At 65.0% G+C, this 24,366-nt stretch carries 20 protein-coding genes; 14 read left to right on the top strand and 6 right to left on the bottom strand.

Annotated elements, in window-relative coordinates; all coding sequences use genetic code 11:
• Positions 1-30 precede the first annotated feature (30 nt).
• The 13 genes from uvrA (at position 31) to CXQ88_RS18145 (ending at position 14,598) form a co-directional block, all read left to right on the top strand.
• Complete coding sequence (gene uvrA, locus CXQ88_RS18205; RefSeq protein WP_104045531.1) at positions 31-2,955, top strand: excinuclease ABC subunit UvrA; 2,925 nt, start codon at positions 31-33, stop codon at positions 2,953-2,955.
• Between the two features lie 79 nt (positions 2,956-3,034).
• Entirely contained in the window at positions 3,035-3,751 is a 717-nt protein-coding gene (locus CXQ88_RS18200; protein WP_104045530.1) for an HAD hydrolase-like protein, read from the top strand.
• Complete coding sequence (locus CXQ88_RS18195) at positions 3,738-4,406, top strand: lysophospholipid acyltransferase family protein (RefSeq protein WP_104045529.1); 669 nt, start codon at positions 3,738-3,740, stop codon at positions 4,404-4,406. Before CXQ88_RS18200 ends, CXQ88_RS18195 begins: the two co-directional genes overlap by 14 nt.
• 94 nt (positions 4,407-4,500) lie before the next feature.
• Positions 4,501-6,531, top strand: a complete 2,031-nt coding sequence (gene uvrC / locus CXQ88_RS18190) for an excinuclease ABC subunit UvrC (protein ID WP_104045528.1) — start codon at positions 4,501-4,503, stop codon at positions 6,529-6,531.
• Between the two features lie 112 nt (positions 6,532-6,643).
• Positions 6,644-7,567: an RNase adapter RapZ gene (gene rapZ / locus CXQ88_RS18185; RefSeq protein WP_104045553.1), complete on the top strand. Its 924-nt coding sequence runs from the start codon at positions 6,644-6,646 to the stop codon at positions 7,565-7,567.
• On the top strand, positions 7,567-8,583 hold the full coding sequence (locus CXQ88_RS18180; protein WP_104045527.1) for a gluconeogenesis factor YvcK family protein: 1,017 nt from the start codon (positions 7,567-7,569) through the stop codon (positions 8,581-8,583). The genes rapZ and CXQ88_RS18180 overlap by 1 nt, the downstream gene beginning before the upstream one ends.
• A gap of 9 nt (positions 8,584-8,592) precedes the next feature.
• Complete coding sequence (gene whiA, locus CXQ88_RS18175; RefSeq protein WP_104045526.1) at positions 8,593-9,573, top strand: DNA-binding protein WhiA; 981 nt, start codon at positions 8,593-8,595, stop codon at positions 9,571-9,573.
• Positions 9,574-9,743: 170 nt separating this feature from the next.
• The gene (locus CXQ88_RS18170; RefSeq protein WP_104045525.1) at positions 9,744-10,370 is read left to right on the top strand and encodes a superoxide dismutase; all 627 of its coding nucleotides are present in this window, start codon (positions 9,744-9,746) and stop codon (positions 10,368-10,370) included.
• 262 nt (positions 10,371-10,632) lie between these two features.
• The gene (gap, locus tag CXQ88_RS18165; protein WP_104045524.1) at positions 10,633-11,643 is read left to right on the top strand and encodes a type I glyceraldehyde-3-phosphate dehydrogenase; all 1,011 of its coding nucleotides are present in this window, start codon (positions 10,633-10,635) and stop codon (positions 11,641-11,643) included.
• 10 nt (positions 11,644-11,653) lie between these two features.
• The gene (locus CXQ88_RS18160; RefSeq protein WP_104045523.1) at positions 11,654-12,880 is read left to right on the top strand and encodes a phosphoglycerate kinase; all 1,227 of its coding nucleotides are present in this window, start codon (positions 11,654-11,656) and stop codon (positions 12,878-12,880) included.
• Positions 12,881-12,968: 88 nt separating this feature from the next.
• A complete protein-coding gene (gene tpiA, locus CXQ88_RS18155; protein WP_104045522.1) occupies positions 12,969-13,784 on the top strand; it encodes a triose-phosphate isomerase in 816 nt (271 codons plus the stop codon).
• 50 nt (positions 13,785-13,834) lie between these two features.
• Positions 13,835-14,092 (top strand): preprotein translocase subunit SecG, encoded by a 258-nt coding sequence (gene secG, locus CXQ88_RS18150; RefSeq protein ID WP_104045521.1) that lies wholly within the window; start codon positions 13,835-13,837, stop codon positions 14,090-14,092.
• Between the two features lie 110 nt (positions 14,093-14,202).
• Positions 14,203-14,598 (top strand): RNA polymerase-binding protein RbpA, encoded by a 396-nt coding sequence (locus CXQ88_RS18145; RefSeq protein WP_104045520.1) that lies wholly within the window; start codon positions 14,203-14,205, stop codon positions 14,596-14,598.
• On the opposite strand, the gene pgl is transcribed toward CXQ88_RS18145, so the two are convergent.
• Genes pgl through tkt form a run of 6 tightly spaced genes read right to left on the bottom strand, consistent with a single transcriptional unit; the run spans position 14,551 to position 22,785 of the window.
• Positions 14,551-15,369, bottom strand: coding sequence for a 6-phosphogluconolactonase (pgl, locus tag CXQ88_RS18140; protein ID WP_104045519.1), 819 nt, complete (start codon positions 15,367-15,369; stop codon positions 14,551-14,553). The two genes, CXQ88_RS18145 and pgl, sit on opposite strands and share 48 nt — an antisense overlap.
• Entirely contained in the window at positions 15,359-16,300 is a 942-nt protein-coding gene (locus tag CXQ88_RS18135; RefSeq protein ID WP_104045518.1) for a glucose-6-phosphate dehydrogenase assembly protein OpcA, read from the bottom strand. Before CXQ88_RS18135 ends, pgl begins: the two co-directional genes overlap by 11 nt.
• A complete protein-coding gene (gene zwf, locus CXQ88_RS18130; protein WP_104045517.1) occupies positions 16,297-17,868 on the bottom strand; it encodes a glucose-6-phosphate dehydrogenase in 1,572 nt (523 codons plus the stop codon). The genes CXQ88_RS18135 and zwf overlap by 4 nt, the downstream gene beginning before the upstream one ends.
• Before the next feature lie 14 nt (positions 17,869-17,882).
• Positions 17,883-19,517 (bottom strand): glucose-6-phosphate isomerase, encoded by a 1,635-nt coding sequence (locus tag CXQ88_RS18125; RefSeq protein ID WP_104045516.1) that lies wholly within the window; start codon positions 19,515-19,517, stop codon positions 17,883-17,885.
• A gap of 6 nt (positions 19,518-19,523) precedes the next feature.
• On the bottom strand, positions 19,524-20,639 hold the full coding sequence (gene tal / locus CXQ88_RS18120) for a transaldolase (protein WP_104045515.1): 1,116 nt from the start codon (positions 20,637-20,639) through the stop codon (positions 19,524-19,526).
• 28 nt (positions 20,640-20,667) lie between these two features.
• A complete protein-coding gene (gene tkt, locus CXQ88_RS18115) occupies positions 20,668-22,785 on the bottom strand; it encodes a transketolase (RefSeq protein ID WP_104045552.1) in 2,118 nt (705 codons plus the stop codon).
• A 515-nt stretch (positions 22,786-23,300) separates the two neighbouring features.
• Here tkt and CXQ88_RS18110 point away from each other — a divergent pair.
• Positions 23,301-24,260 (top strand): heme o synthase, encoded by a 960-nt coding sequence (locus tag CXQ88_RS18110; RefSeq protein WP_104045551.1) that lies wholly within the window; start codon positions 23,301-23,303, stop codon positions 24,258-24,260.
• Positions 24,261-24,366 lie beyond the last annotated feature (106 nt).

Here is a 24,366-nt window from a genome sequence, read left to right as displayed (position 1 = left end):
TTCGAAGAAGTTTTCGATTAGCATTAGTAAGTGCCTAAAGCCGTAGCTGAAGAATCTGCCATCCAATCCGTTGAAGTCACCGTAGCGCCCTCCACGCCGCCGAAGCGCCCCGACCTTTCCCGCCTCGTCGTCAAGGGTGCCCGCGAGCACAACCTGCGCAATGTGGACCTGGACCTGCCCCGGGACGCCATGATCGTCTTCACCGGGTTGTCCGGCTCCGGCAAGTCATCACTCGCGTTCGACACCATCTTCGCCGAGGGCCAGCGCCGCTACGTCGAATCGCTCTCCGCCTACGCCCGGCAGTTCCTCGGCCAGGTGGACAAGCCCGACGTCGACTTCATCGAGGGGCTCTCACCGGCCGTCTCCATCGACCAGAAGTCCACCAGCAAAAACCCCCGCTCCACCGTGGGAACCATAACCGAGATCTACGACTACATGCGTTTGCTCTGGGCGCGCGTGGGCCGGCCGCACTGCCCTGTATGCGGCGAACCCGTCGCCAGGCAAACGCCGCAGCAGATCGTTGACCAGCTGCTCGAGCTGGACGAGGGTACCCGCTTCCAGGTCCTCGCTCCCGTGGTCCGCGGCCGGAAGGGGGAGTTTGTTGACCTCTTCAAGGAACTGACCGCCAAGGGCTACTCCCGCGCACGCGTGGACGGCAACCTCGTCCAGCTGAGCGACCCGCCGAAACTGGGCAAGCAGTTCAAGCACACCATCGAAGTTGTGGTGGACCGCCTGGTGGTCAAAGAAGGCATCAGCCAACGGCTTACCGACTCCATCGAAACCGCGCTTGGCCTCGCCGAGGGCAGGGTCCTCGCCGAATTCGTGAACCTGGAGGCGGACGATCCGCACCGGCTCCGGGCTTTCTCCGAGAACCTGGCGTGCCCGAACGAACACCCGCTGGCCATCGACGAAATCGAGCCACGGTCCTTCTCCTTCAACAACCCCTTCGGCGCCTGCGCGGCCTGCAGCGGCATCGGTACCAAGCTTGAAGTGGACGAGGAACTCATTGTCCCCAACACCGAGCTTTCACTGTCCGAAGGCGCCATCGCTCCCTGGTCCCTGGGCACCGCCACCACCGAATACTGGAACAGGCTTCTGGAAGGCCTGGCGAAGGAACTGGGCTTCTCCATGGATACCCCATGGGAGAAGCTGGGCAGCGATGTCCGCCAGACAGTGCTGCACGGCAAGGACCACAAAGTTGTGGTGCAGTACAAGAACCGGTTCGGCCGGGAACGGAAGTACAGCACCGGCTTCGAGGGTGCTATCCAGTACGTCCACCGCAAGCACGGCGAGACGGACTCCGACTGGGCCCGGGACCGCTATGAAGAGTACATGCGGCAGATTCCCTGCCCCGCGTGCAACGGCGCCAGGCTCAACCCGGCCTCCTTGTCCGTGCTCATCAACGGCAAGTCCATTGCCGACGTCGCTGCTCTCCCGATGCGTGACTGCGCTGATTTCCTGAACAACCTGGTGCTCACCGGCCGCGAGGCGCAGATCGCGCACCAGGTGCTGAAGGAAATCCAGGCGCGGTTGACCTTCCTGCTCGACGTCGGGCTGGAATACCTGAACCTTGAAAGGCCGTCCGCCACGCTGTCCGGCGGCGAAGCGCAGCGCATCCGGCTTGCCACCCAGATCGGCTCCGGCCTGGTGGGTGTGCTGTATGTCCTTGACGAACCCTCCATCGGCCTGCACCAGCGCGACAACAGGCGCCTGATCGACACCCTCACCCGTCTCCGGGACATGGGCAACACGCTCATCGTTGTGGAGCATGACGAGGACACCATCCACGTGGCGGACTGGGTGGTGGACATTGGACCCGGCGCCGGCGAACACGGCGGCCAAGTGGTCCACTCCGGCTCCTACAAGGATCTGCTGGAAAACACCGCGTCACTCACCGGCGACTACCTGTCGGGGCGCAAGAAAATTGAGGTGCCCAAGAAGCGCCGGAAGTACGACAAAAAGCGTGAACTGAAGGTGGTCGGCGCGCGGGAGAACAACCTCATCAACGTTGACGCCGCCTTCCCGCTGGGCCTGTTCACCGCCGTGACCGGCGTCAGCGGCTCCGGCAAGTCCACTTTGGTAAACGAGATCCTGTACAAGGTGCTGGCCAACAAGCTCAACGGCGCAAAGCAGGTGGCCGGCCGGCATAAGACCGTCCAGGGGCTGGAACACCTGGACAAGGTGGTGCACGTTGACCAAAGCCCCATCGGCCGCACCCCGCGCTCCAACCCGGCCACGTACACGGGTGTCTTTGACAACATTCGCAAGCTCTTCGCCGAGACCACTGAAGCGAAGGTCCGCGGCTACCTACCGGGCCGGTTCTCCTTCAACGTTAAGGGCGGGCGCTGCGAGGCCTGCTCCGGCGACGGCACGCTGAAGATCGAAATGAACTTCCTGCCGGACGTCTATGTTCCCTGCGAGGTGTGCCACGGCGCCCGGTACAACCGCGAAACGCTGGAAGTGCACTACAAGGGCAAGACCATCGCGGACGTGCTCAACATGCCCATCGAGGAGGGCGCGGAGTTCTTCGCCGCCTTCTCGCCGATTGCGCGCCACCTGAACACCCTGGTGGACGTGGGGCTAGGCTACGTCCGGCTGGGCCAGCCTGCAACGACGCTGTCCGGCGGCGAGGCCCAGCGCGTCAAGCTCGCTGCGGAACTGCAAAAGCGATCAAACGGCCGCAGCGTCTACGTCCTTGATGAACCCACCACGGGCCTCCACTTTGAGGACATCCGGAAGCTGCTGATGGTCCTGCAGGGCCTGGTGGACAAGGGCAACACCGTGATTACCATCGAACACAACCTGGACGTCATCAAGAGTGCCGACTGGATTGTGGACCTGGGTCCTGACGGCGGATCGGGAGGCGGCCAGATCGTCGCGGCCGGTACGCCTGAACAGCTCGCCAAGTCCACCACCAGCCATACTGCCGCGTTCCTCGCCGAAATCCTCGCGTAAGGACCAAAGTATTAGCGGAAATATTCCGCTGCGGGTATGCGAGTTTCAGGCACGCGTGCTGTCGTGAGAAACTAACCCGGTGACTCAAACAACAGTGCCCGTGATCTTTGACCTGGACGGCACTCTTGTCGACCCGGCCGGTGGGATAACAGATGGAATTGCCTCGGCCCTTCATGGGCTGGGGCTTCCTGTTCCCGGCCAGGACCTGCTCGAAGCAATGATCGGCCCCAAGCTGAGTGACTCGCTGCTCAACGTGGCCCAGGTTCCTGCGGAGTTGCTTGATGAGGTCATCCGCCGCTACCGGGAGTACTACGTGGCCACCGGAATCGGCCAGGGCCGGATCTATCCGGGCGTCCGCGAAGTCCTCGAGTCATTTGTTGCCGCAGGCCGGCCGATCGCCGTGGCCACCCAGAAACCCCAAGGGCTGGCACGCACGGTTTTGGAATACCACGGCATCAACGGACTGTTCCACGGCATCCACGGGTCGGCAGATGACGAATCGGCTGTGGCCGGTGTTCCGCTGGGAAAGACGGAGATCATCGCGGCCGCCTTGAAAGACCTGGGCACCCAGCACGCGCTGATGGTCGGCGACCGGGCCCAGGATGTCTCGGGCGCCATTGCCAACGGCCTGGACTGCATCGGCGTGGCCTGGGGCTTCGCTCCGAACGGGGAACTTGAAGACGCTGGAGCCGTCGCCGTGGTGGAAACGGCCGGGGAGTTGGTTGCCACCATCGACCGGCTGCAGGCGATCCACACTGCCGCGATGAGCGAGGTGACGAACGATGGCACTGTTTGATGCTGTCCGCTGGACCACGCGGAGCCTGATCTCGGGTTCGTGCCGGCCCACCGTCATCGGACTGGAAAACGTTCCCACCGACGGACCGTTCATCGTGGCACCCAACCACCTCTCCTTTTTTGACAGCGTCATTGTCCAGGCGCTGATGCCCCGCCCGGTGGCCTTCTTCGCCAAGGCTGAGTACTTCACCACCACCGGCGTTAAAGGCAAGGCGATGAAAGCCTTCTTCGAATCCGTGGGTTCCATTCCTGTGGAACGCGGCGAACAGGCTGCCAGCGTCCAGGCGCTTAGGACCCTTCTGGACATCCTTGAGTCCGGCAAGGGAATCGGGATCTATCCCGAAGGCACGCGTTCCCGGGACGGCATCCTATACCGAGGGCGCACCGGCGTGGGCTGGCTGGCGCTGACCACCGGAGCCCCTGTTATCCCGGTGGGCCTGATCGGGACCGAAAATCTTCAGCGCGCCGGCGAGAAGGGCGTCCGGCCGCAGCACTTCACCATGAAAGTGGGGGAGCCGCTGTACTTCGACAAAACGGGACCGGACCACTCGCTGCCGGCGCGCCGGCAAGTCACGGACCGCATCATGGATGCCATTGCCGAACTCAGCGGCCAGGAACGCTCCACCAGCTACAACCAAAGCAAGATCGCCGAGTAGGAAAGCCGACGGCATAGGCCATTGCTGAGGCTGGGCGGAGCACGGTAACCCTCGCGTGTCAGAGGTACCCGGCCTGCCTCAGTAGAATAGATAGGTGGCAAATCCAGCAAGTTATCGGCCCCAAACGGGCGAGATTCCCACCAACCCGGGGGTGTACCGGTTCCGCGACCCCAACGGACGGGTCATCTACGTGGGTAAGGCTAAAAGCCTCCGCTCCCGGCTGAATTCGTACTTCGCCAACCCTGCCGGACTCCTGCCGAAGACCTATGCAATGGTGCATGCAGCCAGCAGCGTGGAATGGACTGTGGTGGGCAGCGAGCTGGAATCGCTGCAGCTGGAATACACCTGGATCAAGGAATTCAAGCCCCGGTACAACGTCGTCTTCCGCGACGACAAGACCTACCCTTACCTCGCCGTCACGATGGGCGAAAAATATCCGCGCGTGCAGGTCATGCGCGGAGACCGAAGGAAGGGCACCCGCTACTTCGGCCCCTACACCGCAGGAGCCATCCGGGAAACCATGGATACCCTTCTCCGCGTCTTTCCCGTGCGGAGCTGCAGTGCCGGTGTTTTCAAGCGCGCCGAGGCCAGCGGCCGGCCCTGCCTGCTGGGCTACATCGACAAGTGCTCCGCACCCTGCGTGAAGCGGATCTCCCCCGAAGACCACCGCGCCCTGGCGGATGATTTCTGCGCCTTTATGGGCGGGGAGGCCAAGCGCTTCATCGGCAAGCTTGAAAAGCAGATGGCGGAGGCCGTGGCCGAGCTGAACTACGAGCGCGCGGCCCGCCTCCGCGACGACATCACGGCGCTGCGAAAGGTCTTTGAGCGGAACGCCGTTGTACTCGCCGAAGCCACCGACGCCGACGTCTTCGCCCTGCACGAGGACGAACTGGAAGCCGCCGTTCAGGTGTTCCACGTCCGCGGCGGCCGGGTCCGCGGCCAGCGCGGCTGGGTGGTTGAGAAAGTGGAGGATTCCACCACCCCCGACCTGGTGGAGCACCTCCTGCAGCAGGTTTACGGGGACGAAGGGCAGAGCCATGGACGGCTGCCCCGGGAGGTCCTCGTGCCGGTGGCCCCGACCAACCAGGCGGAACTCACCGAGTGGCTGGGCGGAATGCGCGGCGCCAAGGTTGACATCCGCGTACCCCAGCGCGGGGACAAAGCCGCGCTGATGTCCACGGTGCGGGAGAACGCCGAGCACGCCCTGAAGCTGCACAAGACCCGCCGGGCCGGTGACCTCACAGTCAGGTCGCAGGCGCTGCAGGAGCTCCAGGAGGCGCTGGACCTCCCCGTGCCGCTGCTCCGCATCGAGTGCTACGACGTGTCCCATGTCCAGGGCACCAACGTGGTGGCATCGATGGTGGTGGTGGAAGACGGCCTGCCGAAGAAATCCGACTACCGGAAGTTCTCCATCACCGGCGCCGCCGCCACTGACGACACCGCCGCCATGCATGACGTCCTGACCAGGCGGTTCCGCTACTACCTGCAGGACAAGTCCGGGCAGGTGGACGAGTCCGTCCTCAACGCCGGCCGGCAGGAACCGGACGAGTTGGAGCAGGGTCCGCAGGGACTGCCCCAGGACGACGCCTTGCTGGACACCACCACGCCGGCACCGCGGGCCAAGTTCGCCTACCCGCCCAATCTCGTGGTGGTGGACGGCGGCAAGCCCCAGGTCAACGCCGCGGCCCGGGCACTGGCCGATCTGGGCATTGACGATGTGTATGTGGTGGGCCTGGCCAAACGCCTGGAGGAGGTCTGGCTGCCTGACAGCGACTTCCCGGTGATCCTGCCCCGGACATCCCAAGGGCTGTACCTGCTCCAGCGGATCCGCGACGAAGCCCACCGGTTCGCCATCTCGTTCCACCGGCAAAAGCGCGGGAAGGCAATGACCGTCTCCGCCCTGGACGGCGTACCGGGCCTCGGCGCGTCCAAGCGGAAGGCCCTCCTGGCCCACTTCGGATCCGTTAAGGGCGTCAAGACGGCGACGGTGGCAGAACTTTCCGAAGCCAAGGGGATCGGACCGGCCCTTGCCAGCGCCATCGTGAACCATTTCTCCGCGACGGGACCGGAGGCAGCAAACGTTCCGGCCATCAACATGACCACCGGCGAAGTGATCGAAACCTAGCGGACACCGCTGAAACTTGGCTTTGTTCAAAGAATCTTAGCTAGGGTTGAGGGCGGGGTGTCAGCCGATGCGGCCCACCCCGGAGAACAACAGCAGAAACGGGGCGGACACAATGGCAGACACAACGGCGGAATCCGGAGCAGGGCAGGACGGGATGCTCCCCGTCAAGCCGCTCGAAGCGGAACTGCTGGTAGTCACCGGGATGTCCGGAGCGGGGAGGAGCACGGCGGCTGACGCGTTGGAGGACCACGGCTGGTACGTCGTCGAAAACCTGCCGCCGCAGATGCTGGGCACCCTCGCCGAGCTCGTCTCCCACGCGCCCCAGTCCATCCCGCGGCTGGCCGTTGTCATCGATGTCCGCAGCAAGGGCCTGTTCGCGGACATCCGCGCGGCCCTCGGGGCGCTGGCTGCCAGCGGCGTCACCTTCCGCGTCCTTTTCCTCGACGCCAGCGACGACGTCCTGGTCCGCCGCTTCGAACAGGGACGCCGGCCCCACCCCCTGCAGGGCGGGGGCCGCATCCTCGACGGCATCGCTGCCGAACGCGACCTGCTGCAGGAACTGCGCGACAGCTCCGACGTCGTACTGGACACCTCTGGCTACAACGTCCACGGCCTCGCCACGGCCATCACCGAACTCTTCAGTGAAACCGGCCCGGTGGCCCTGCGCCTGAACGTTATGAGCTTCGGTTTCAAGTACGGCCTGCCCGTGGACTCAAACTACGTAGCGGACGTCCGTTTCATCCCCAACCCGCATTGGGTGCCGCAGCTGCGTCCGCACACCGGGTTGGACAAGGACGTCAGCGACTACGTGCTCGAAGCCGAGGGCGTCAAGAACTTCGTGGACCGCTACGTCATGGCACTGGAACCGGTCCTGGACGGCTACCGCCGCGAGAACAAGCACTACGCCACCATCGCAGTGGGCTGCACCGGCGGCAAACACCGCTCGGTGGCAGTCGCCGTCGAACTGTCCAAGAAGCTGGCCCAATACCCGCGGGTCACGGTGACCACCACCCACCGGGACCTGGGCCGCGAGTAATGTCGCTGTTTACCGGGGCGCTGCCGCTGGTTCCGCCTGCAGGCACGGCGGCAACGCAGCAGGATAAGGGGCCGAACGTTGTTGCGCTGGGGGGTGGCCACGGCCTCTCGGCGTCGCTCTCGGCACTTCGCCTGCTCACCTCGGAGCTCACTGCGATCGTTACGGTAGCGGACGACGGCGGCTCTTCCGGGCGTCTGCGGGACGAGTACGGCGTCCTCCCGCCGGGAGACCTGCGGATGGCGCTGTCCGCCCTGTGCGACGACACCGACTGGGGACGAACCTGGCGCGATGTGATGCAGCACCGCTTCCGCCCCGGAAAGGGGCCGGGCGGCTCGCTGGACGACCACGCCACGGGGAACCTCCTGATCGTTACCCTGTGGGAGCTGCTTGGTGACGCCGTCGCAGGGTTGCGGTGGGCCGGCGCGCTGCTCGGTGCACGCGGCCAGGTCCTGCCCATGTCCACGGAGCCGCTGACCATCGAGGGCGACGTCCGGGTCACCGCTCCCGATGGCACTTCGCAGCTGCAGACCATCCAGGGACAGGCACGCTGCGCCGTTGCCGGTTCGCTGGAGCAAGTGCGCCTCCTGCCTGAAGCCGCGCCCGCCTGCGCTGAAGCACTGACGGCCATCGAACTCGCGGACTGGGTCATCCTGGGCCCGGGCTCCTGGTACACCTCAGTGCTTCCGCACCTGCTGCTCCCCGAAATGCGGCAGGCACTGTGCCACACCCCCGCCAAGCGCTGCCTCACCATGAACCTGGCCACGGACACCAAGGAAACCTCCGGCATGACCGCTGCCGACCATCTGCATGTCCTGCGCCGCTACGCACCTGACTTCAGTGTCGATGTTGTCCTGGCCGATCCGGCCTCTGTTCCCGACCGGCAGGAGTTCGAGAAGGCCGCCGCGATGATCGGCGCCGAGGTGGTCTTGGGTAAAGTAGGGGCGTCGGGCCGCCGACCCGTCCATGACCCCCTGCGTCTGGCCACGGCGTACAACGACATTTTCGGGAACAGTTAGGAAGGTGCCATGGCACTGACAGCATCAGTCAAGGAAGAACTGTCCCGTCTGGACATCAAAAAGTCATCAGTCCGGAAGGCCGAAGTCTCCGCCATGCTCCGCTTTGCCGGCGGACTCCACATCATTTCCGGCAGGATCGTCATCGAGGCCGAAGTGGATTTGGCTTCCACCGCCCGCCGCCTCCGGGCCGCCATCGCGGAAGTCTACGGCCACCAAAGCGAGATCATCGTGGTCTCCGCCGGGGGACTGCGGCGTGCCAGCCGGTACGTCGTCCGGGTAGTGCGCGACGGCGAGGCGCTGGCCCGGCAGACAGGCCTCCTCGATGGCCGCGGCCGCCCCGTGCGGGGGTTGCCGTCCGCCGTCGTCAACGGCTCTGCTGCAGATGCAGAAGCGGTTTGGCGCGGTGCCTTCCTGGTGCACGGGTCGCTCACCGAGCCCGGACGCTCGTCCTCGCTGGAAGTGACCTGCCCGGGCCCGGAATCGGCCCTGGCTTTGGTGGGCGCCGCACGCCGGCTGGACATCCAGGCGAAGGCACGCGAAGTCCGGGGAGTGGACCGCGTGGTCATCCGCGACGGCGACACCATCGCAGCCCTCCTCACCCGCATGGGCGCCCACGATGCGCTGATGGTCTGGGAGGAACGCCGGATGCGCAAGGAAGTCCGCGCCACCGCCAACCGGCTCGCCAACTTCGACGACGCCAACCTCCGCCGCTCAGCCCAGGCTGCCGTTGCAGCCGGTGCACGCGTGGACCGGGCCCTGGAGATCTTGGGCGACGACGTCCCGGACCACCTGAAGTACGCCGGCGAACTGCGTGTGGCGCACAAGCAGGCCAGCCTGGACGAGCTTGGCCGCCTCGCCGATCCGGTCATGACCAAGGATGCCATCGCCGGGCGGATACGCCGGCTGCTGGCAATGGCGGACAAACGGGCGCTGGACTTGGGCATCCCGGGTACGGATGCCAATGTGACGCCTGAAATGCTGGACGAGTGACAGCACCCTAGAATCAACAACGTGACGGTGATACCGGCACGGACTGCAGGCCAGCACGGCCAGCTGCCCGCCGACGGGGTTCACCGCCACCACAAACTTCCGGGCGCCGCCCGGATGCACAATCCGAGAGTTAGCAACCGGACCGAGTGTCCACGATATTGGAGGATTTTGTGACCGAGTACGTACTGCCCGAACTCAGCTACGACTACGCCGCCCTGGAGCCGCACATCTCTGCGCGCATCATGGAGCTGCACCACAGCAAGCACCACGCAGCCTACGTGGCCGGCGCCAACAACGCCCTGGCCCAGCTGGCCGAAGCCCGCGAGTCCGGTAACTTCGCCAACATCAACCGGCTGTCGAAGGACCTCGCGTTCCACACCGGCGGACACGTAAACCACTCCGTGTTCTGGAACAACCTCTCCCCGGACGGCGGCGACAAGCCCGAAGGCGAACTGGCAGCGGCCATCGATGACGCCTTCGGTTCCTTCGACGCCTTCCGTGCCCAGTTCTCGGCAGCCGCCCTCGGCCTGCAGGGTTCCGGCTGGGGCTTCCTGGCCTACGAGCCCATCGGCGGTAACCTGGTCATCGAGCAGCTGTACGACCAGCAGGGCAACACGGCGCTGGGTACCACCCCGCTGCTGATGCTGGACATGTGGGAGCACGCCTTCTACCTGGACTACGTCAACGTCAAGGCCGACTACGTCAAGGCTTTCTGGAACATAGTGAACTGGGCCGACGTCGCCAAGCGGTTCGAGGCTGCGCGCGCCAACGCCACGGGACTCATCACCCTCCGGTAGTGACCCCCGCTTCACGTGTATGTAACAAAGTTCACATTTAGGGCATAAAACCAGCCGGAATGTGGACCGTCCGCCCCCGCACTTGCGGGGGCGGACCCAGTTAAACGTAAGATAGGTCACGGAAGGCGGTTAGCCTTCAGCAATGAGGCTGGTCGCCCTCCGTCTGTAAATCATCTCTGCCCAATGGCGTGCGGGATCTGTTAGTTGGCTTGATAGCCCGCTCAACTAGTTGTGCTTTTCAAGCACCAAGGAGAATGAAAAAGTGACGACCCGTATTGGTATCAACGGCTTTGGCCGTATTGGCCGCAACTACTTCCGCGCAGCACTCGCACAGGGCGCGGACCTGGAGATCGTTGCAGTCAACGACCTCACCAGCCCCGAGGCACTGGCGCACCTGTTCAAGTACGACTCCGTCGGCGGCCGCCTGAAGGAAACCATCGAGGTCAAAGACGGCAACATCGTCGTCAACGGCACAGTCGTCAAGGTCCTGGCCGAGCGCGATCCCGCCAACCTCCCGTGGGGCGAGCTGGGCGTGGACATCGTCATCGAGTCCACCGGCTTCTTCACCAAGGCCGCCGATGCCCAGAAGCACATCGACGCGGGCGCCAAGAAGGTCCTGATTTCCGCTCCGGCCTCGGATGAGGACATCACCATCGTGATGGGCGTTAACCACAACCTCTACGACAACGCCACGCACCACATCATCTCCAACGCTTCCTGCACCACGAACTGCCTGGGCCCGCTGGCCAAGGTGATCAACGACGAGTTCGGCATCGAACGCGGCCTGATGACCACCGTCCACGCCTACACCGCGGATCAGAACCTGCAGGACGGCCCGCACAAGGACCTGCGCCGTGCCCGCGCCGCCGCCGTAAACATGGTGCCGACGTCCACCGGTGCAGCCAAGGCCATCGGCCTGGTCCTGCCGGAGCTCAAGGGCAAGCTGGACGGCTACGCCATCCGTGTACCCGTCCCCACCGGCTCCGCCACCGACCTCACGGTCACGGTCTCCCGTGAGACCACCGTGGAGGAAGTCAACGCCGCCCTCAAGCGCGCAGCAGACTCCGAGGACCTGCAGGGCTTCCTGACCTACACGGACGAGCCAATTGTCTCCTCGGACATCGTTGGCGATCCCGCATCCTCGATCTTCGACTCGGGCCTCACCAAGGTGATCGGCAACCAGGTCAAGGTTGTTTCCTGGTACGACAACGAATGGGGCTACTCCAACCGCCTCGTTGACCTCACGGAGCTTGTCGCAGCCAAGCTGGGCTAGGGTTAGACACATGACATCTCACACCCTCAACGAACTGATCGCTGAAGGTGTCCGCGGGCGGTACATTCTGGTTCGAAGTGACCTGAATGTGCCGCTCGACGGCTCTACAGTGACTGACGACGGCCGCATCAAGGCCTCACTGCCAGTGCTGGGAAAGCTCACGGACGCCGGTGCCCGCGTGCTGGTAACAGCCCACCTCGGACGCCCCAAGGGCGCCCCGGAGGAAAAGTACTCCCTTCGCCCCGCCGTCAACCGCCTGGCGGAACTGGCGGGCTTCAAGGTCACCCTCGCTGCGGACACGGTAGGCAGCTCGGCCAAGGAAGCTGCAGCCTCGCTCAAGGACGGCGAAGTGCTGGTTCTGGAAAACGTCCGCTTCGATGCCCGCGAAACCAGCAAGGACAACGCCGAGCGCGGCGCCTTCGCTGACGAGCTGGTGGCACTGACAGGCGGCAACGGCGCGTTCGTGGACGACGCCTTCGGTGCTGTCCACCGAAAGCACGCCAGCGTCTACGACGTCGCCACCCGGCTGCCGTCCTACCTGGGAGACCTCGTGCACACCGAGGTGGAAGTGCTGCGCAAGCTCACCGCTGACACCCAGCGCCCCTACGTGGTGGTGCTCGGCGGCTCCAAGGTCTCGGACAAGCTCGCAGTCATCGACAACCTGCTCGGCAAAGCGGACACCATCCTGGTGGGCGGCGGCATGCTGTTTACCTTCCTCGCCGCAGCCGGCCACAAGGTGGGCTCAAGCTTGCTTGAGGAAGACCAGATCCCCGTGGTCCAGGACTACCTGAAGCGCGCGGCCGACGCCGGCACCGAATTTGTGGTGCCCACGGATGTCGTGGTAGCTGAGAAGTTCGCCGCTGATGCCGCCCATGAGACCGTTGCCGCGGACGCCATCGAAAGCAGCAGCTTCGGAGCGGAGGGCATCGGCCTGGACATCGGACCGGACTCGGCAGCAGTCTTTGCCGACAGGATCAAGGGCGCCAAGACCGTCTTCTGGAACGGCCCGATGGGGGTCTTCGAATTCGAAGCTTTCGCCGCCGGCACCCGCGCCATCGCACAGTCACTGACCGAAACCGGGGCGTTCACCGTGGTTGGAGGCGGCGACTCCGCTGCTGCCGTCCGAACGCTTGGTTTCGCTGATGACCAGTTCGGCCACATTTCCACCGGCGGCGGTGCCAGCCTGGAATACCTCGAAGGCAAGGAACTCCCGGGGCTCAGCGTCCTGGACCGGTAGCAGTACCTGGCTCTTCAATCCTCCGGCCGGCAGGTTGCCCCGCGGCAGCTTGCCGGCCGAACACTTATCAAGACTTATTGGAGAATACGTGACAACGTCAACGAACGGCGCTTTCGACCGCAAGCCCTTTATCGCGGGCAACTGGAAAATGAACATGGACCACGTGCAGGGCATCACCCTCCTGCAGAAACTCGCGTGGACCCTCTCCGACGCCAAGCATGACTACAGCCGGGTTGAGGTTGCCGTCTTCCCGCCGTTCACCGACCTCCGCGGCGTGCAGACCCTGGTGCAGGGCGACGACCTGGATGTTGCCTACGGCGGCCAGGACCTCTCGCAGTTCGACTCCGGCGCCTACACCGGCGACATCTCCGGCCAGTTCCTGAACAAGCTGGGCTGCAAGTACGTCCTGGTGGGCCACAGCGAACGCCGGACCATCCACAACGAGTCCGACGACGTCCTTAACGCCAAGGTGAAGGCCTCCTTCAAGCACAACGTGGTTCCCGTGCTCTGCGTCGGAGAAGGCCTGGAAGTCCGCCAGGCGGGCACCCACGTGGAGCACACCCTGGCCCAGCTCCGCGCTGGTGTTGCAGGCCTTACCCCGGAGCAGGCCAGCGAGCTTGTGGTGGCCTACGAGCCCGTCTGGGCCATCGGCACCGGCGAAGTAGCGGGACCGGGAGATGCACAGGAAATGTGCGCCGCCATCCGCGCCGAGCTCGAGTCGCTGTTCGGAGCTGACGTAGCGTCGAAGACCCGCCTGCTGTACGGCGGATCCGTCAAGGCCAACAACGCCGCGGCAATCCTGAAGGAACGGGACGTGGATGGCCTGCTGGTGGGCGGCGCGAGCCTGGATCCGGCGGAGTTTGCTAATATTGTCAGGTTCGAGAGTCACTTGGTGACGGACTAGTCCGTCCCGCCGTGGATACTCCCGCAATTCCAACTTTCTGAAAGGCCGTCGTGGACGTTCTTCATGTCATTCTGCAGATCCTCCTTGGCATCACCAGCCTCCTGCTGACGTTGCTTATCCTCCTCCACAAGGGACGGGGCGGCGGACTGTCCGACATGTTCGGTGGCGGCATGAGTTCCGGGCTGAGCTCCTCAGGCGTGGCCGAGCGCAACCTCAACAGGTTCACCGTTATCCTCGGCGTGACTTGGGGCGTTGTGATCATCGCCCTGGGGCTGATTATGCGCTTTACGGGCAGCGGCGACTCCTGACGCACTGCTAAAAGGATTCGCGCGGGCACTGCCGCCGTGCAGATCTGCGAACTAAACTGTGGCTGTCGGATTCCGGCAGCCACAGTTTTGTTTAAGAGGCAGGAGCCCCGATGGTACATCCAAGCTCAGGTTTCCGGGGCACCCGCGCGGGTGTCACGGCAGGAACAGGGCCCAGCCTTCAGGCTGACGAGGACCAGGGAAAAACCCTCCCGCGCATCCGGGTTTCGTACTGGTGCGCGAAGGGCCACGAAACGCAGCTGGTCTTCCTCAAGCTTCCTGAGGACCAGCTTCCTGCGGTGTGGGACTGCCGGCGATGCGGCGCGGCAGCAGCGAGGGACGGCGTGGCGGCGGCTGAGGCGGACGCCTTGGAGGACGGCTACAAGAGCCACCTGGAATACGTTAAAGAGCGGCGCTCCAGCCAGGACGCCGAAGACCTCCTGGCTGGAGCGCTGGACAGACTACGCGCCCGCGGCGTCCTTCCGGACGAGCTGCTGCGGGACGCGTGACGCGGCATTCTCATCGATGAGCCAGAGGGTCCGGGAAGTTCCCCGCGGACCCGCGGCGGGCACCTGCACAGGGTTGGCGCCGGCAAGCGCCAGCCCCACCGCACCGGCTTTGTCCTCGCCCGCAACAACCATCCAGACTTCAGCAGCCGTATTGATAGTCGGCAGCGTCAGGGAAACGCGCAGGGGAGGGGGCTTGGGCGAATTCCGCACACCCACCACCGTCCGCTCCTTTTCGCGGATGCCGGCCTGCTCGGGAAACAGCGACGCCACATGCGCGTCCGGTCCTACACCCAGCAGGACAACGTCCAGGCGGGGGAGCGCACCCGGCTGTTCCGGCCGGTCGTCGGACATATCGGCGGCGTGTTCAGAGGCGGCCGCGTCCCGCAACTGGCGGGCATAATCCTCGGCGGCCTCTTCGGGAGTTGCAAACTGGTCGGAGGAGCCCGGTTCGTGGATCCGCTCCGGGTCCACCGGGATGTGCACGAGCAAAGCGTCGAATGCCTGCTTCGTGTTCCGGTCGGCGTCATCCGAGGAGACAAACCGCTCATCGCCCCACCAGAAGTTGACCTTGGACCAGTCGACGGCGGGAGCCGCCGGAGAGTCAGCAACAGCCTTCAGGGTGCCGATACCCACCGTGCCGCCGGTCAGGACCACGGTAGCATCCCCGTACTTGTCCTGGACATCAACAAGCTTGGTAATTAGGCGGGCCGCAATGGCCGCCATCAGCACGGACGAATCAGGATGAATGCTTACTCTTGGCTCAACGCTCACTGGGTCGGACACTCCTTAGATTGGTACGTGGCAGTCCCATAGTAATCACTTCCCCGAACACCTCGTCCGGGTCGAGGCGGCGGAGTTCTTCAGCCAGGCAGTCGCGGAGGCTGCGGCGCGGAAGCGAGATGCGTTGGGCCGGCTGGCCTGGTTGGGTCAGCTCGGCCACGGACAGTCCCGGGCGGAACAGCTGGACGTCGCCGCCGGGGCGGGTGAGCCGCACTCGGCGGATGCCGGTCCCGGCTGGGTCCGCCACGATGGTCACCGGTGCCTCCAGGCTCAGGGTGAGCCATGCGGCCAGGAGGATAGTGCTGGGAGAGTCTGAAGCACCTTCCACTGCCACGGCGGTCACCGGCGACGCGTCCACCTCGTCGAGGGCGGCGGCGAGCTGGATCCGCCAGTTGGTCAGGCGGGTCCAGGCCAGGTCCGTGTCCCCGGCCCGGTAGGTCTTGTGGATCTTCTCCAGTGCTGCCTGCGGGTCCGGTTCGTTCGCGGAGTCGGTGATCCGGCGGTGTGCGATTCGGCCGATGGAGGTTTCACAGGCGTTTTCGGGTGCCCCGTGCGGCCACCAGGCCACAATGGGTGCGTCCGGCAGCAGCAGCGCGGCCACCAGGGATTCGCTTTCGTGCGCGAGCTGGCCGTAGCCGCGCAGCACAATCACTTCTGACGCGCCCGCGTCACCGCCGACGCGGATCTGGGCGTCCAGCTTGTCCTCGGCGTCGGCCCCGGCGTCGGCCAGGACGATGATCCGGCAGGGGTGTTCGCGGCTGGCGTCGTTGGCGGCTTCGATCGCTTCTTCCTCAAGCCCTGACTTGGTGACCACCACAAGGGTGAGCACCCGGCCCAGGGCGATCACGCCGCCCTGGTCGCGCAGGGCCATCAGCTTCTTGGAAACGTTCGAGGTTGTGGTGTCCGGCAGGTCTACAATCATGGCCTTCTCCAGGTTCGTCCGTCGCGTGCCAGCAGCTCGTCAGCAGAGGCGGGGCCCCAACTGCCGGGGCCGTACGGCTCGGGCTGTTCGTTCAGCTGCTCCCAGTACTCCTCGAACGGGTCAAGGATCTTCCAGGACAGCTCCACTTCCTCGTGCCGCGGGAAGAGCGGCGGCTCGCCCAGGAGCACGTCCAGGATCAGACGCTCGTACGCCTCGGGGCTCGATTCGGTGAAGGAGTGCCCGTAGCCGAAGTCCATGGTCACATCGCGGACTTCCATCTGCGTGCCGGGCACTTTGGAGCCGAACCGGATGGTCACGCCCTCGTCGGGCTGGACCCGGATCACCACGGCGTTCTGGCCGAAGTCATCTTCACTGTGGTCTCGGAACAGCAGGTTGGGTGCCCGCTTGAACACGACGGCGATTTCGGTCACACGCCGGCCCAGGCGCTTGCCGGCGCGCAGGTAGAACGGAACACCGGACCAGCGGCGGGTGTGGATGTCCACCCGGATCGCGGCGAAAGTCTCGGTGGTGGAATCGGCCGGGATGCCTTCTTCCTCCAGGTAGCCCTGGACCTGTTCGCCGCCCTGCCAGCCGCCGGTGAACTGGCCGCGCGCAGAGTGCGTGGACAGGTCCTCGGGAAGCCTGACGGCGGCCAGGACCTTCTCCTTCTCCGCGCGCAGGTCATCGGCGTTGAAGGAAATGGGCTCCTCCATCGCGGTCAGGGCCAGCAGTTGGAGCAGATGGTTTTGGATCACATCGCGGGCCGCGCCCACGCCGTCGTAATACCCCGCCCGGCCACCGGTGCCAATGTCCTCGGCCATGGTGATCTGGACGTGGTCCACGTAGTTCGCGTTCCACAACGGCTCGAACAACTGGTTCGCGAACCGCAGCGCCAGGATGTTCTGGACCGTTTCCTTGCCCAGGTAGTGGTCGATCCGGAACACCGCGTCCGCCGGGAACACTGATTCCACGATGTCGTTCAGCTGCCGGGCGGACTCGAGGTCGTGCCCGAAGGGCTTCTCGATTACCACGCGGCGCCACTTGTCACCCTCGGCCTGGGCCAGGCCGTGCTTGGACAGCTGCCGGCAGACCTGCTCGAAAGCCTTGGGCGGGATGGAAAGGTAGAACGCGTGGTTCCCCCGGGTGCCGCGGACGTCGTCGAGTTCCTTGATGGTCTCGCCAAGCCGCTCGAAGGCGCCGTCGTCGTCGAACTCGCCCTGGACAAAGCGGATGCCCTCTGAGAGCTGGTTCCACACCGCCTCATCAAAAGGCGTCCGCGCGTAGGACTGCACGGAGGCCTTCACCTCGGCGGCGAAGTCCTCATCCGTCCAGGGGCGGCGGCCGAAGCCCACCAGCGCGAAGCTGGGAGGCAGCAGCCCACGGTTGGCCAGGTCATACACGGCCGGCATGAGCTTCTTGCGGGCAAGGTCACCGGTGACTCCGAAGAGCACCAGCGATGACGGACCGGCGATCCGGCTCAGGCGGCGGTCCCGGGGGTCCCGGAGCGGATTCCGCAACGGTTTTCCGGGACGCGTCCCGGACGTCCTGCCGTATTCAGTTTCTGGCATGTTGCTTCTGTGCCTTAGCTTTCGGTGACGGAGGCTGACCTGGCGGACAGCGCAGCAATGATGTCCTGCAACTGTGCCACACCGGCTGCCCGGTCGGTCAGGTGCAGGCGAAGCACGGGACGGCCGTGCTCGCTCAGGACCTGGGCGTCACCTGCGGCCTGCGCGGAGATCAGCTCCCCGAACGTGAAGGGACGGTCCGGGATGGCAAGATCTTCGGCTGAATCAGCGGTTACCTGGATGAACACGCCGATGGCGGGGCCGCCCTTGTGGAACTGCCCGGTGGAGTGCAGGAATCGCGGACCCCAGCCAAACGTGACGGGACGGCCGGAGACGGCTGCCAGTTCGTCACGGATGCCCTCGAGCTGCGCGAACGCGAGCCGGTCGAAGTATACCTGGACGCTGAGGTAGCTGTCCGGCCGGAGGGTTTCCAGCAGGGCACGCACTGCCTCTTCGGCCGTGGAAGCGCCGCCGAGCCAGTCGCCGCCGCGGACCTCGATGGCGCCGTCAACAAATGCTGCAGGCGTCGGCTCCGGCTGGGCGTCCAGCAGGCCGCGGGCGGCCACCTTGGCTGCCTCGACATCGGGCTGGTCGAACGGGTTGATCCCCAGCAGGCGCCCGGCAACAGCAGTGGCGAACTCCCAAACCATCATCTGGGTGGCCAGGCCGCCGGCGATGGCAACTTCGTTTTCCCCGAGTTCGACGTCGGTGTCCGCGGCTACCAGCCGGACCACCAGTACATCGTCCGCGTCGGATGCCACCTCAGGTGAGGCGGGACCGGCCACCACCGGCAGGACGCCGGTGCCCAGCTTGCCCGTGGACTCGGCGATGAGCTGCTCGGCCCAGTCGGCGAAGCCTACGATGCCGGAACCGTCCTCGGCGATGACAATCTTGTTGCGCAGCGGGCTGGTGCCGCCCAGCGCGGTTCCGAGAGCCAAACCGATGTTTTCGGGTGCGTCCTCGTTGAGGATCTCGGCTGCTTCCTCGGCCTCGTCCAGGAACGCCTGGATGTCCACGCCGGCCAGGCCCGAGGGCACCAGGCCGAACGCGGTAAGGGCGGAGAAACGGCCGCCGACGTTGGGGTCAGCGTTGAAGACGGCACGGTAGCCGGCTTCACGGGAGGCCTTGTCCAGCGGGGAGCCGGGATCGGTGACGATGATGATGCGGCTCGCGGCGTTAACGCCGGCGTCATTGAACGCCTTTTCGAAGACCCTCCGCTGGGAATCCGTTTCAACGGTGGAACCGGACTTGGAGGAGACCACAATGGCCGTCTCCGCCAGCCGGTCCGCCAGGGCAGCACGGACCTGGTCCGGGTCCGTGCTGTCCAGCACAGTCAGCTCGACGCCGGAGGTGCCGGCAATGACCTCCGGGGCCAGCGAGGACCCGCCCATGCCGCAGAGCACAATGCGGGTAACGCCTTCGGCGCGGAGGGCATCGCGGAGTTCCAGGATCTCGTTCACCAGCGGCTGGGAGACGGTAGCCGCCTCAACCCAGCCGAGCCGGATGGCGGACTCTGCTTCGGCGTCGGGACCCCACAGGGTGTGGTCCTTCGCGAAGATCCGTGTGGCGATGCGGTCCTCCACCAGGGCGGGAAGGTGCTGTTCCAGGGCCTGCTGCGCGGCACCTGTGGCTTCGTAGCTGAGTGTGCTCATTGTTGGTTAGGAAGCCTTCCGTGCAGAGGCGAGGGCGCCCTCGACGTCGCCGAGCAGTTCCTTCCAGCTGGCCACGAACTTGTCCAGGCCTTCGGATTCAAGGATTGCCACGACGTCGTTGTAGGAGATGCCGAGCTTTTCGAGCGCGTCCAGGGTGTTGTTGGCTTCGGCGTAGGTGCCGGTGACGGTGTCGCCGGTGACCACGCCGTGGTCGAAGGTGGCGTCCAGCGTCTTTTCGGGCATGGTGTTTACAACGCCGGGGGCGACAAGTTCCGTGACGTACAGGGTGTCCGGGTAGGCCGGATCCTTCACGCCGGTGGAAGCCCACAGGGGACGCTGGGGGAGTGCGCCGGCTTCGGCGAGCAGGGCCCAGCGTTCGGTGGTGAAGAGCTCCTCGTAGACCTGGTAGGCCAGGCGGGCGTTGGCCAGGCCGGCCTTGCCCTTGAGTGCCTTAGCCTCGTCGGTGCCCAGGGCATCGAGGCGCTTGTCGATTTCGGCGTCCACGCGGGAGACGAAGAAAGAGGCCACGGAGTGGATCTTCGAGAGGTCGTGGCCGTTTTCCTTGGCCTGCTCCAGGCCGGCCTGGAAGGCGTTGATGACGGCGCGGTAGCGCTCGAGGGAGAAGATCAGGGTCACGTTAACGCTGATGCCCTCGGCCAGGGTGGCGGTGATGGCCTCAAGGCCCTCGAGCGTGGCCGGGATCTTGATGAGGACGTTGTCCTTGTTGACCCTCTTGTACAGGTGCTTGGCTTCGGCGATGGTGCCTGCGGTGTCCCAGGCCAGGCGCGGGTCAACCTCGATGGACACGCGGCCATCCACGCCCTTGGTGGCTGCTGCGACGGGTGCGAACAGGTCGCAGGCGTCGGCGACGTCAGTGGTGGTGATCTCGAAGATGGTGTCCTCGACGCTGGCGCCGGCTGCTGCCTGCTTTGCGATCGTGCCGTCGTAGTCGGCGCTGGTTGTGATGGCGGCGTGGAAGATGGACGGGTTGGTGGTCACACCAACCACGTTCTTCTCTTCGATGAGCTTGGCCAGGGTGCCGGTGTCCAGGCGTCCGCGGGAAAGGTCGTCGAGCCAGATGGAAACTCCGGCGTCGGAGAGCTGCTGGGTGGGAGTAGTCATTGTTTTATATCTCCTAGGAAATCGGGTTTCAGGCCTGGAGGCCAGCGAGGGAGTCCTTGGCGGCCGCAGCAACTGCTTCTGCGGTGATGCCGAACTCCTGGAAGAGGCGCTTGTAGTCCGCGGAGGCGCCGTAGTGCTCAAGGCTGATGGAACGGCCGGCATCGCCGACGAATTCCTTCCAACCCAGGGACAGTCCTGCTTCGACGGAAACGCGGGCCCTGACAGCAGCAGGCAGCACGGACCCGCGGTAGGCGGCGTCCTGCTTGTTGAACCATTCGACGCAGGGCATCGAGACAACACGCGCGGCGATGCCTTCGGCCTGCAGGGCTTCGCGGGCCTGGACAGCCAGCTGGACCTCGGAGCCGGTGCCGATGAGGATGACGTCGGCCGGGACGGTGGCGCCGTCCTTGGACGCTTCGGCCAGCACGTAGCCGCCCCTGGCGACGCCGGTAACGGAACCGAACGTGTCGCCGTCGGCCTCACCTTCGCCGCGTTCCCAGGTGGGGATGTTCTGACGGGTCAGCACGATGCCGGCGGGGTTGCTGTGGTTCTCCAGCATGGTTTTCCAGGCAACGGCAACTTCGTTGGCGTCACCGGGGCGGACAACGTCCAGGTCCACGATGGCGCGCAGGGTGGCGAGCTGTTCAACCGGCTGGTGGGTAGGTCCGTCCTCACCCAGGCCGATGGAGTCATGCGTCCACACGTACAGGGACGGGACACCCATGAGCGCGCCCAGGCGGATGGCGGGGCGCTGGTAGTCGCTGAAGATCAGGAACGTGCCGGAAAACGCACGGGTGCGGCCATGCAGGCTGATGCCGTTCACGATCGCCGCGGCGGCGTGCTCGCGGATACCGAAGTGCAGGACACGGCCGTAGGGGTTGCCCTTCCACGCGTCAGTCTGCTTCGAGGCAGGCACGAACGACGGCGAGCCCTCGATGGTGGTGTTGTTCGATTCCGCAAGGTCGGCGGAACCGCCCCACAGTTCGGGCAGGACCGGACCGAGGGCATTCAGGACCTTACCGGAGGCTGCACGGGTGGAGACATCCTTGCCGGCGGGGAAGACCGGGAGGGCTGCGTCAACGTCGTTCGGCAGTTCCTTGGCCTCGATGCGCTGCAGCAGTGCCGCGCCTTCGGGGTTGGCGGCCTGCCAGGCGTTGAAGGACTCTTCCCATTCCTTGCGGGCGGCAGCACCACGGTCCACCACGGCGCGGGCGTGGGCGAGGACGTCCTGGTCCACGTCGAAGGACTTGGCCGGATCAAAGCCCAGGACTTCCTTCAGGGCTGCGACTTCCTCGGCACCGAGAGCTGAACCGTGGATCTTGCCGGTGTTCTGTTTCTTCGGCGCCGGGTAGCCGATGATGGTGCGCAGCGAGACGATGGAGGGCTTGGACGTCTCGGCCTTGGCGGCGACGAGCGCGGAGTAGAGCTCCTGGACGTCTTCCTTGTATTCGCCGGTCTTGGTCCAGTCCACCCGCTGGACGTGCCAGCCGTAGGCTTCGTAGCGCTTCAGGACATCCTCGGTGAAGGCGATGTCGGTGTCGTCCTCGATGGAAATGTGGTTCTCATCGTAGACAACAACGAGGTTGCCCAGTTCCTGGTGCCCGGCCAGCGAGGAAGCCTCAGCCGTGACACCTTCCTGGAGGTCGCCGTCGGACGCAATCACCCAGATGGTGTGGTCAAACGGGCTCTCGCCGGCCGGAGCATCGGCGTCGAACAGGCCGCGCATCCGGCGCTGCGAGTAGGCGAAGCCAACCGAGGACGCCAGGCCCTGGCCCAGCGGACCGGTGGTGATTTCCACGCCGGCGGTGTGCTTGTACTCGGGGTGGCCCGGGGTAAGTGAACCCCACGTGCGCAGCGCCTCCAGGTCCTTCAGCTCCAGGCCGTAACCGGAGAGGAACAGCTGGATGTAAAGGGTGAGCGAGGTGTGGCCCGGGGACAGGACAAAGCGGTCGCGGCCCAGCCAGTCAGGATTGCGCGGATCGTGGCGCATCATCTTCTGAAACAGAAGGTACGCGGCGGGCGCCAGGCTCATCGCCGTTCCGGGGTGGCCGTTGCCCACCTTCTCCACTGCATCTGCAGCGAGCACGCGGATGGTATCCACCGCACGCTGGTCCAGGCTGGTCCAAGACAGTTCTTGCTCTTCCAAATGTGGCACGAAAACCGGGCCCCTCTCTGTGCTGATGGCAGGCGGCACACGGGATCCGCGGTAAGGCACGTTGTTGGGCGCCCGCTGCGGTGTGTACCAGCCGTTCACCATCGAAACGTTGATCTTTCCACTCAGCCACCGGCCAGTTCGGGAACGCGTTTTCCACTGCTTCCGTGCTGCGTGCTGATCTGGTGACAGCTTAGCTCTATTCCATCCCTCGGGCGGCGGAAATCTCACGTTGTGGACGCAATTTCGGCTTATGTGAATCTGTCTGAAGTGAGGCTGAGTTAATCTGCTCGAATCGATGCGCGAGCGATCAACAGCACCAAATGGCGGGCCGCTGGGAGGGGGGCGGCACGGTATGATATTCAGAGGCCACGCCGGGTGGCGGACCTTTCTCAGCTTCCCGAAACTCCCGGCCAAGGCGCGGATCAACAATTCCGGTTCCGCCGGCGCCCGGACGGGCGGGCCACATGACACAGCTGGACAGCCAGACAGAACTGCCAACAGAACGGGTGACTGCCACCGTGAGCACTACAGATACGCCGCTGAACGCATCCCGGGCTTCAAAAGCCGGGATTGCCCGTAAGGCCAAGGCGTATCTCGCCCTCACCAAGCCCCGCGTCATTGAGCTGCTGCTGGTGAGCACGCTGCCTACGATGATTTACGCGGAGCGCGGGTTCCCCTCCATCGGGCTGATCCTGGCAACGCTCGTGGGCGGCGCCTTCGCCGCGGGCAGCGCCGGTGCCTTCAACTGCTATATCGACCGCGACATCGACAAGCTGATGCACCGCACCGAAAATCGCCCGCTGGTTACCGGTGAAGTCACGCCGCGTGAAGCTCTGATCTTCTCCTGGCTTTTGGGCGCGGCAGCCATCGCGATCCTCTGGTTCGGCGCCAATCCGCTGTCCGCCTGGCTCGGCTTGGGCGCCATCTTCTTCTACGTGGTGATCTACACGATCGTCCTCAAGCGCAGGACGGCGCAGAATATCGTCTGGGGCGGCGCAGCAGGCTGCTTCCCTGTGCTGATCGCCTGGGCGGCTGTCACCGATTCGGTGGAGTGGCCCGCAGTCATTCTGTTTATGGTGATCTTCCTCTGGACCCCGCCGCACTACTGGCCGCTGTCCATGCGCTACGGCGAGGACTACCGCAACGCCAACGTCCCTATGCTCGGAGCCATCGCCGGCGCCAAGGTGGTTTCCGTTCAGGTGGTCCTGTACGCGTGGGCCATGGTTGTCTGCTCCCTGCTGATGGTTCCAGCCGGTGGAGCGGGCTGGGTTTACACAGTGACCGCCGTGCTGGCCGGGGCCTGGTTCCTGTACGAATCACACTCCCTCTACAACCGGGCACAGCGCGAGGACATTTCGGACAAGCGGGCCATGAAGGTTTTCCACGGCTCCATCAGCTACCTCACCCTGCTCTTTATTGCCCTCGCGGTTGATCCCTTCATCGGGCCGGCGGTTATGGCCAGCTAGCCCCGCCCGTAAACCTCCTGGCCCCCTTGCGACGCTCTCTCACGTCCTGCAAGTTTTTCCAGGACGCTCTCCCACTAACCGCACTAAATGCGCAACCCCTCTCTCA

This window comes from Arthrobacter sp. ZGTC412 (genome assembly GCF_002929215.1).
Lineage (GTDB): Bacteria > Actinomycetota > Actinomycetes > Actinomycetales > Micrococcaceae > Arthrobacter.
The sequence above is the reverse complement of the archived record's forward strand: the minus strand, read 5'-3'. Positions and strand labels throughout refer to the sequence as shown.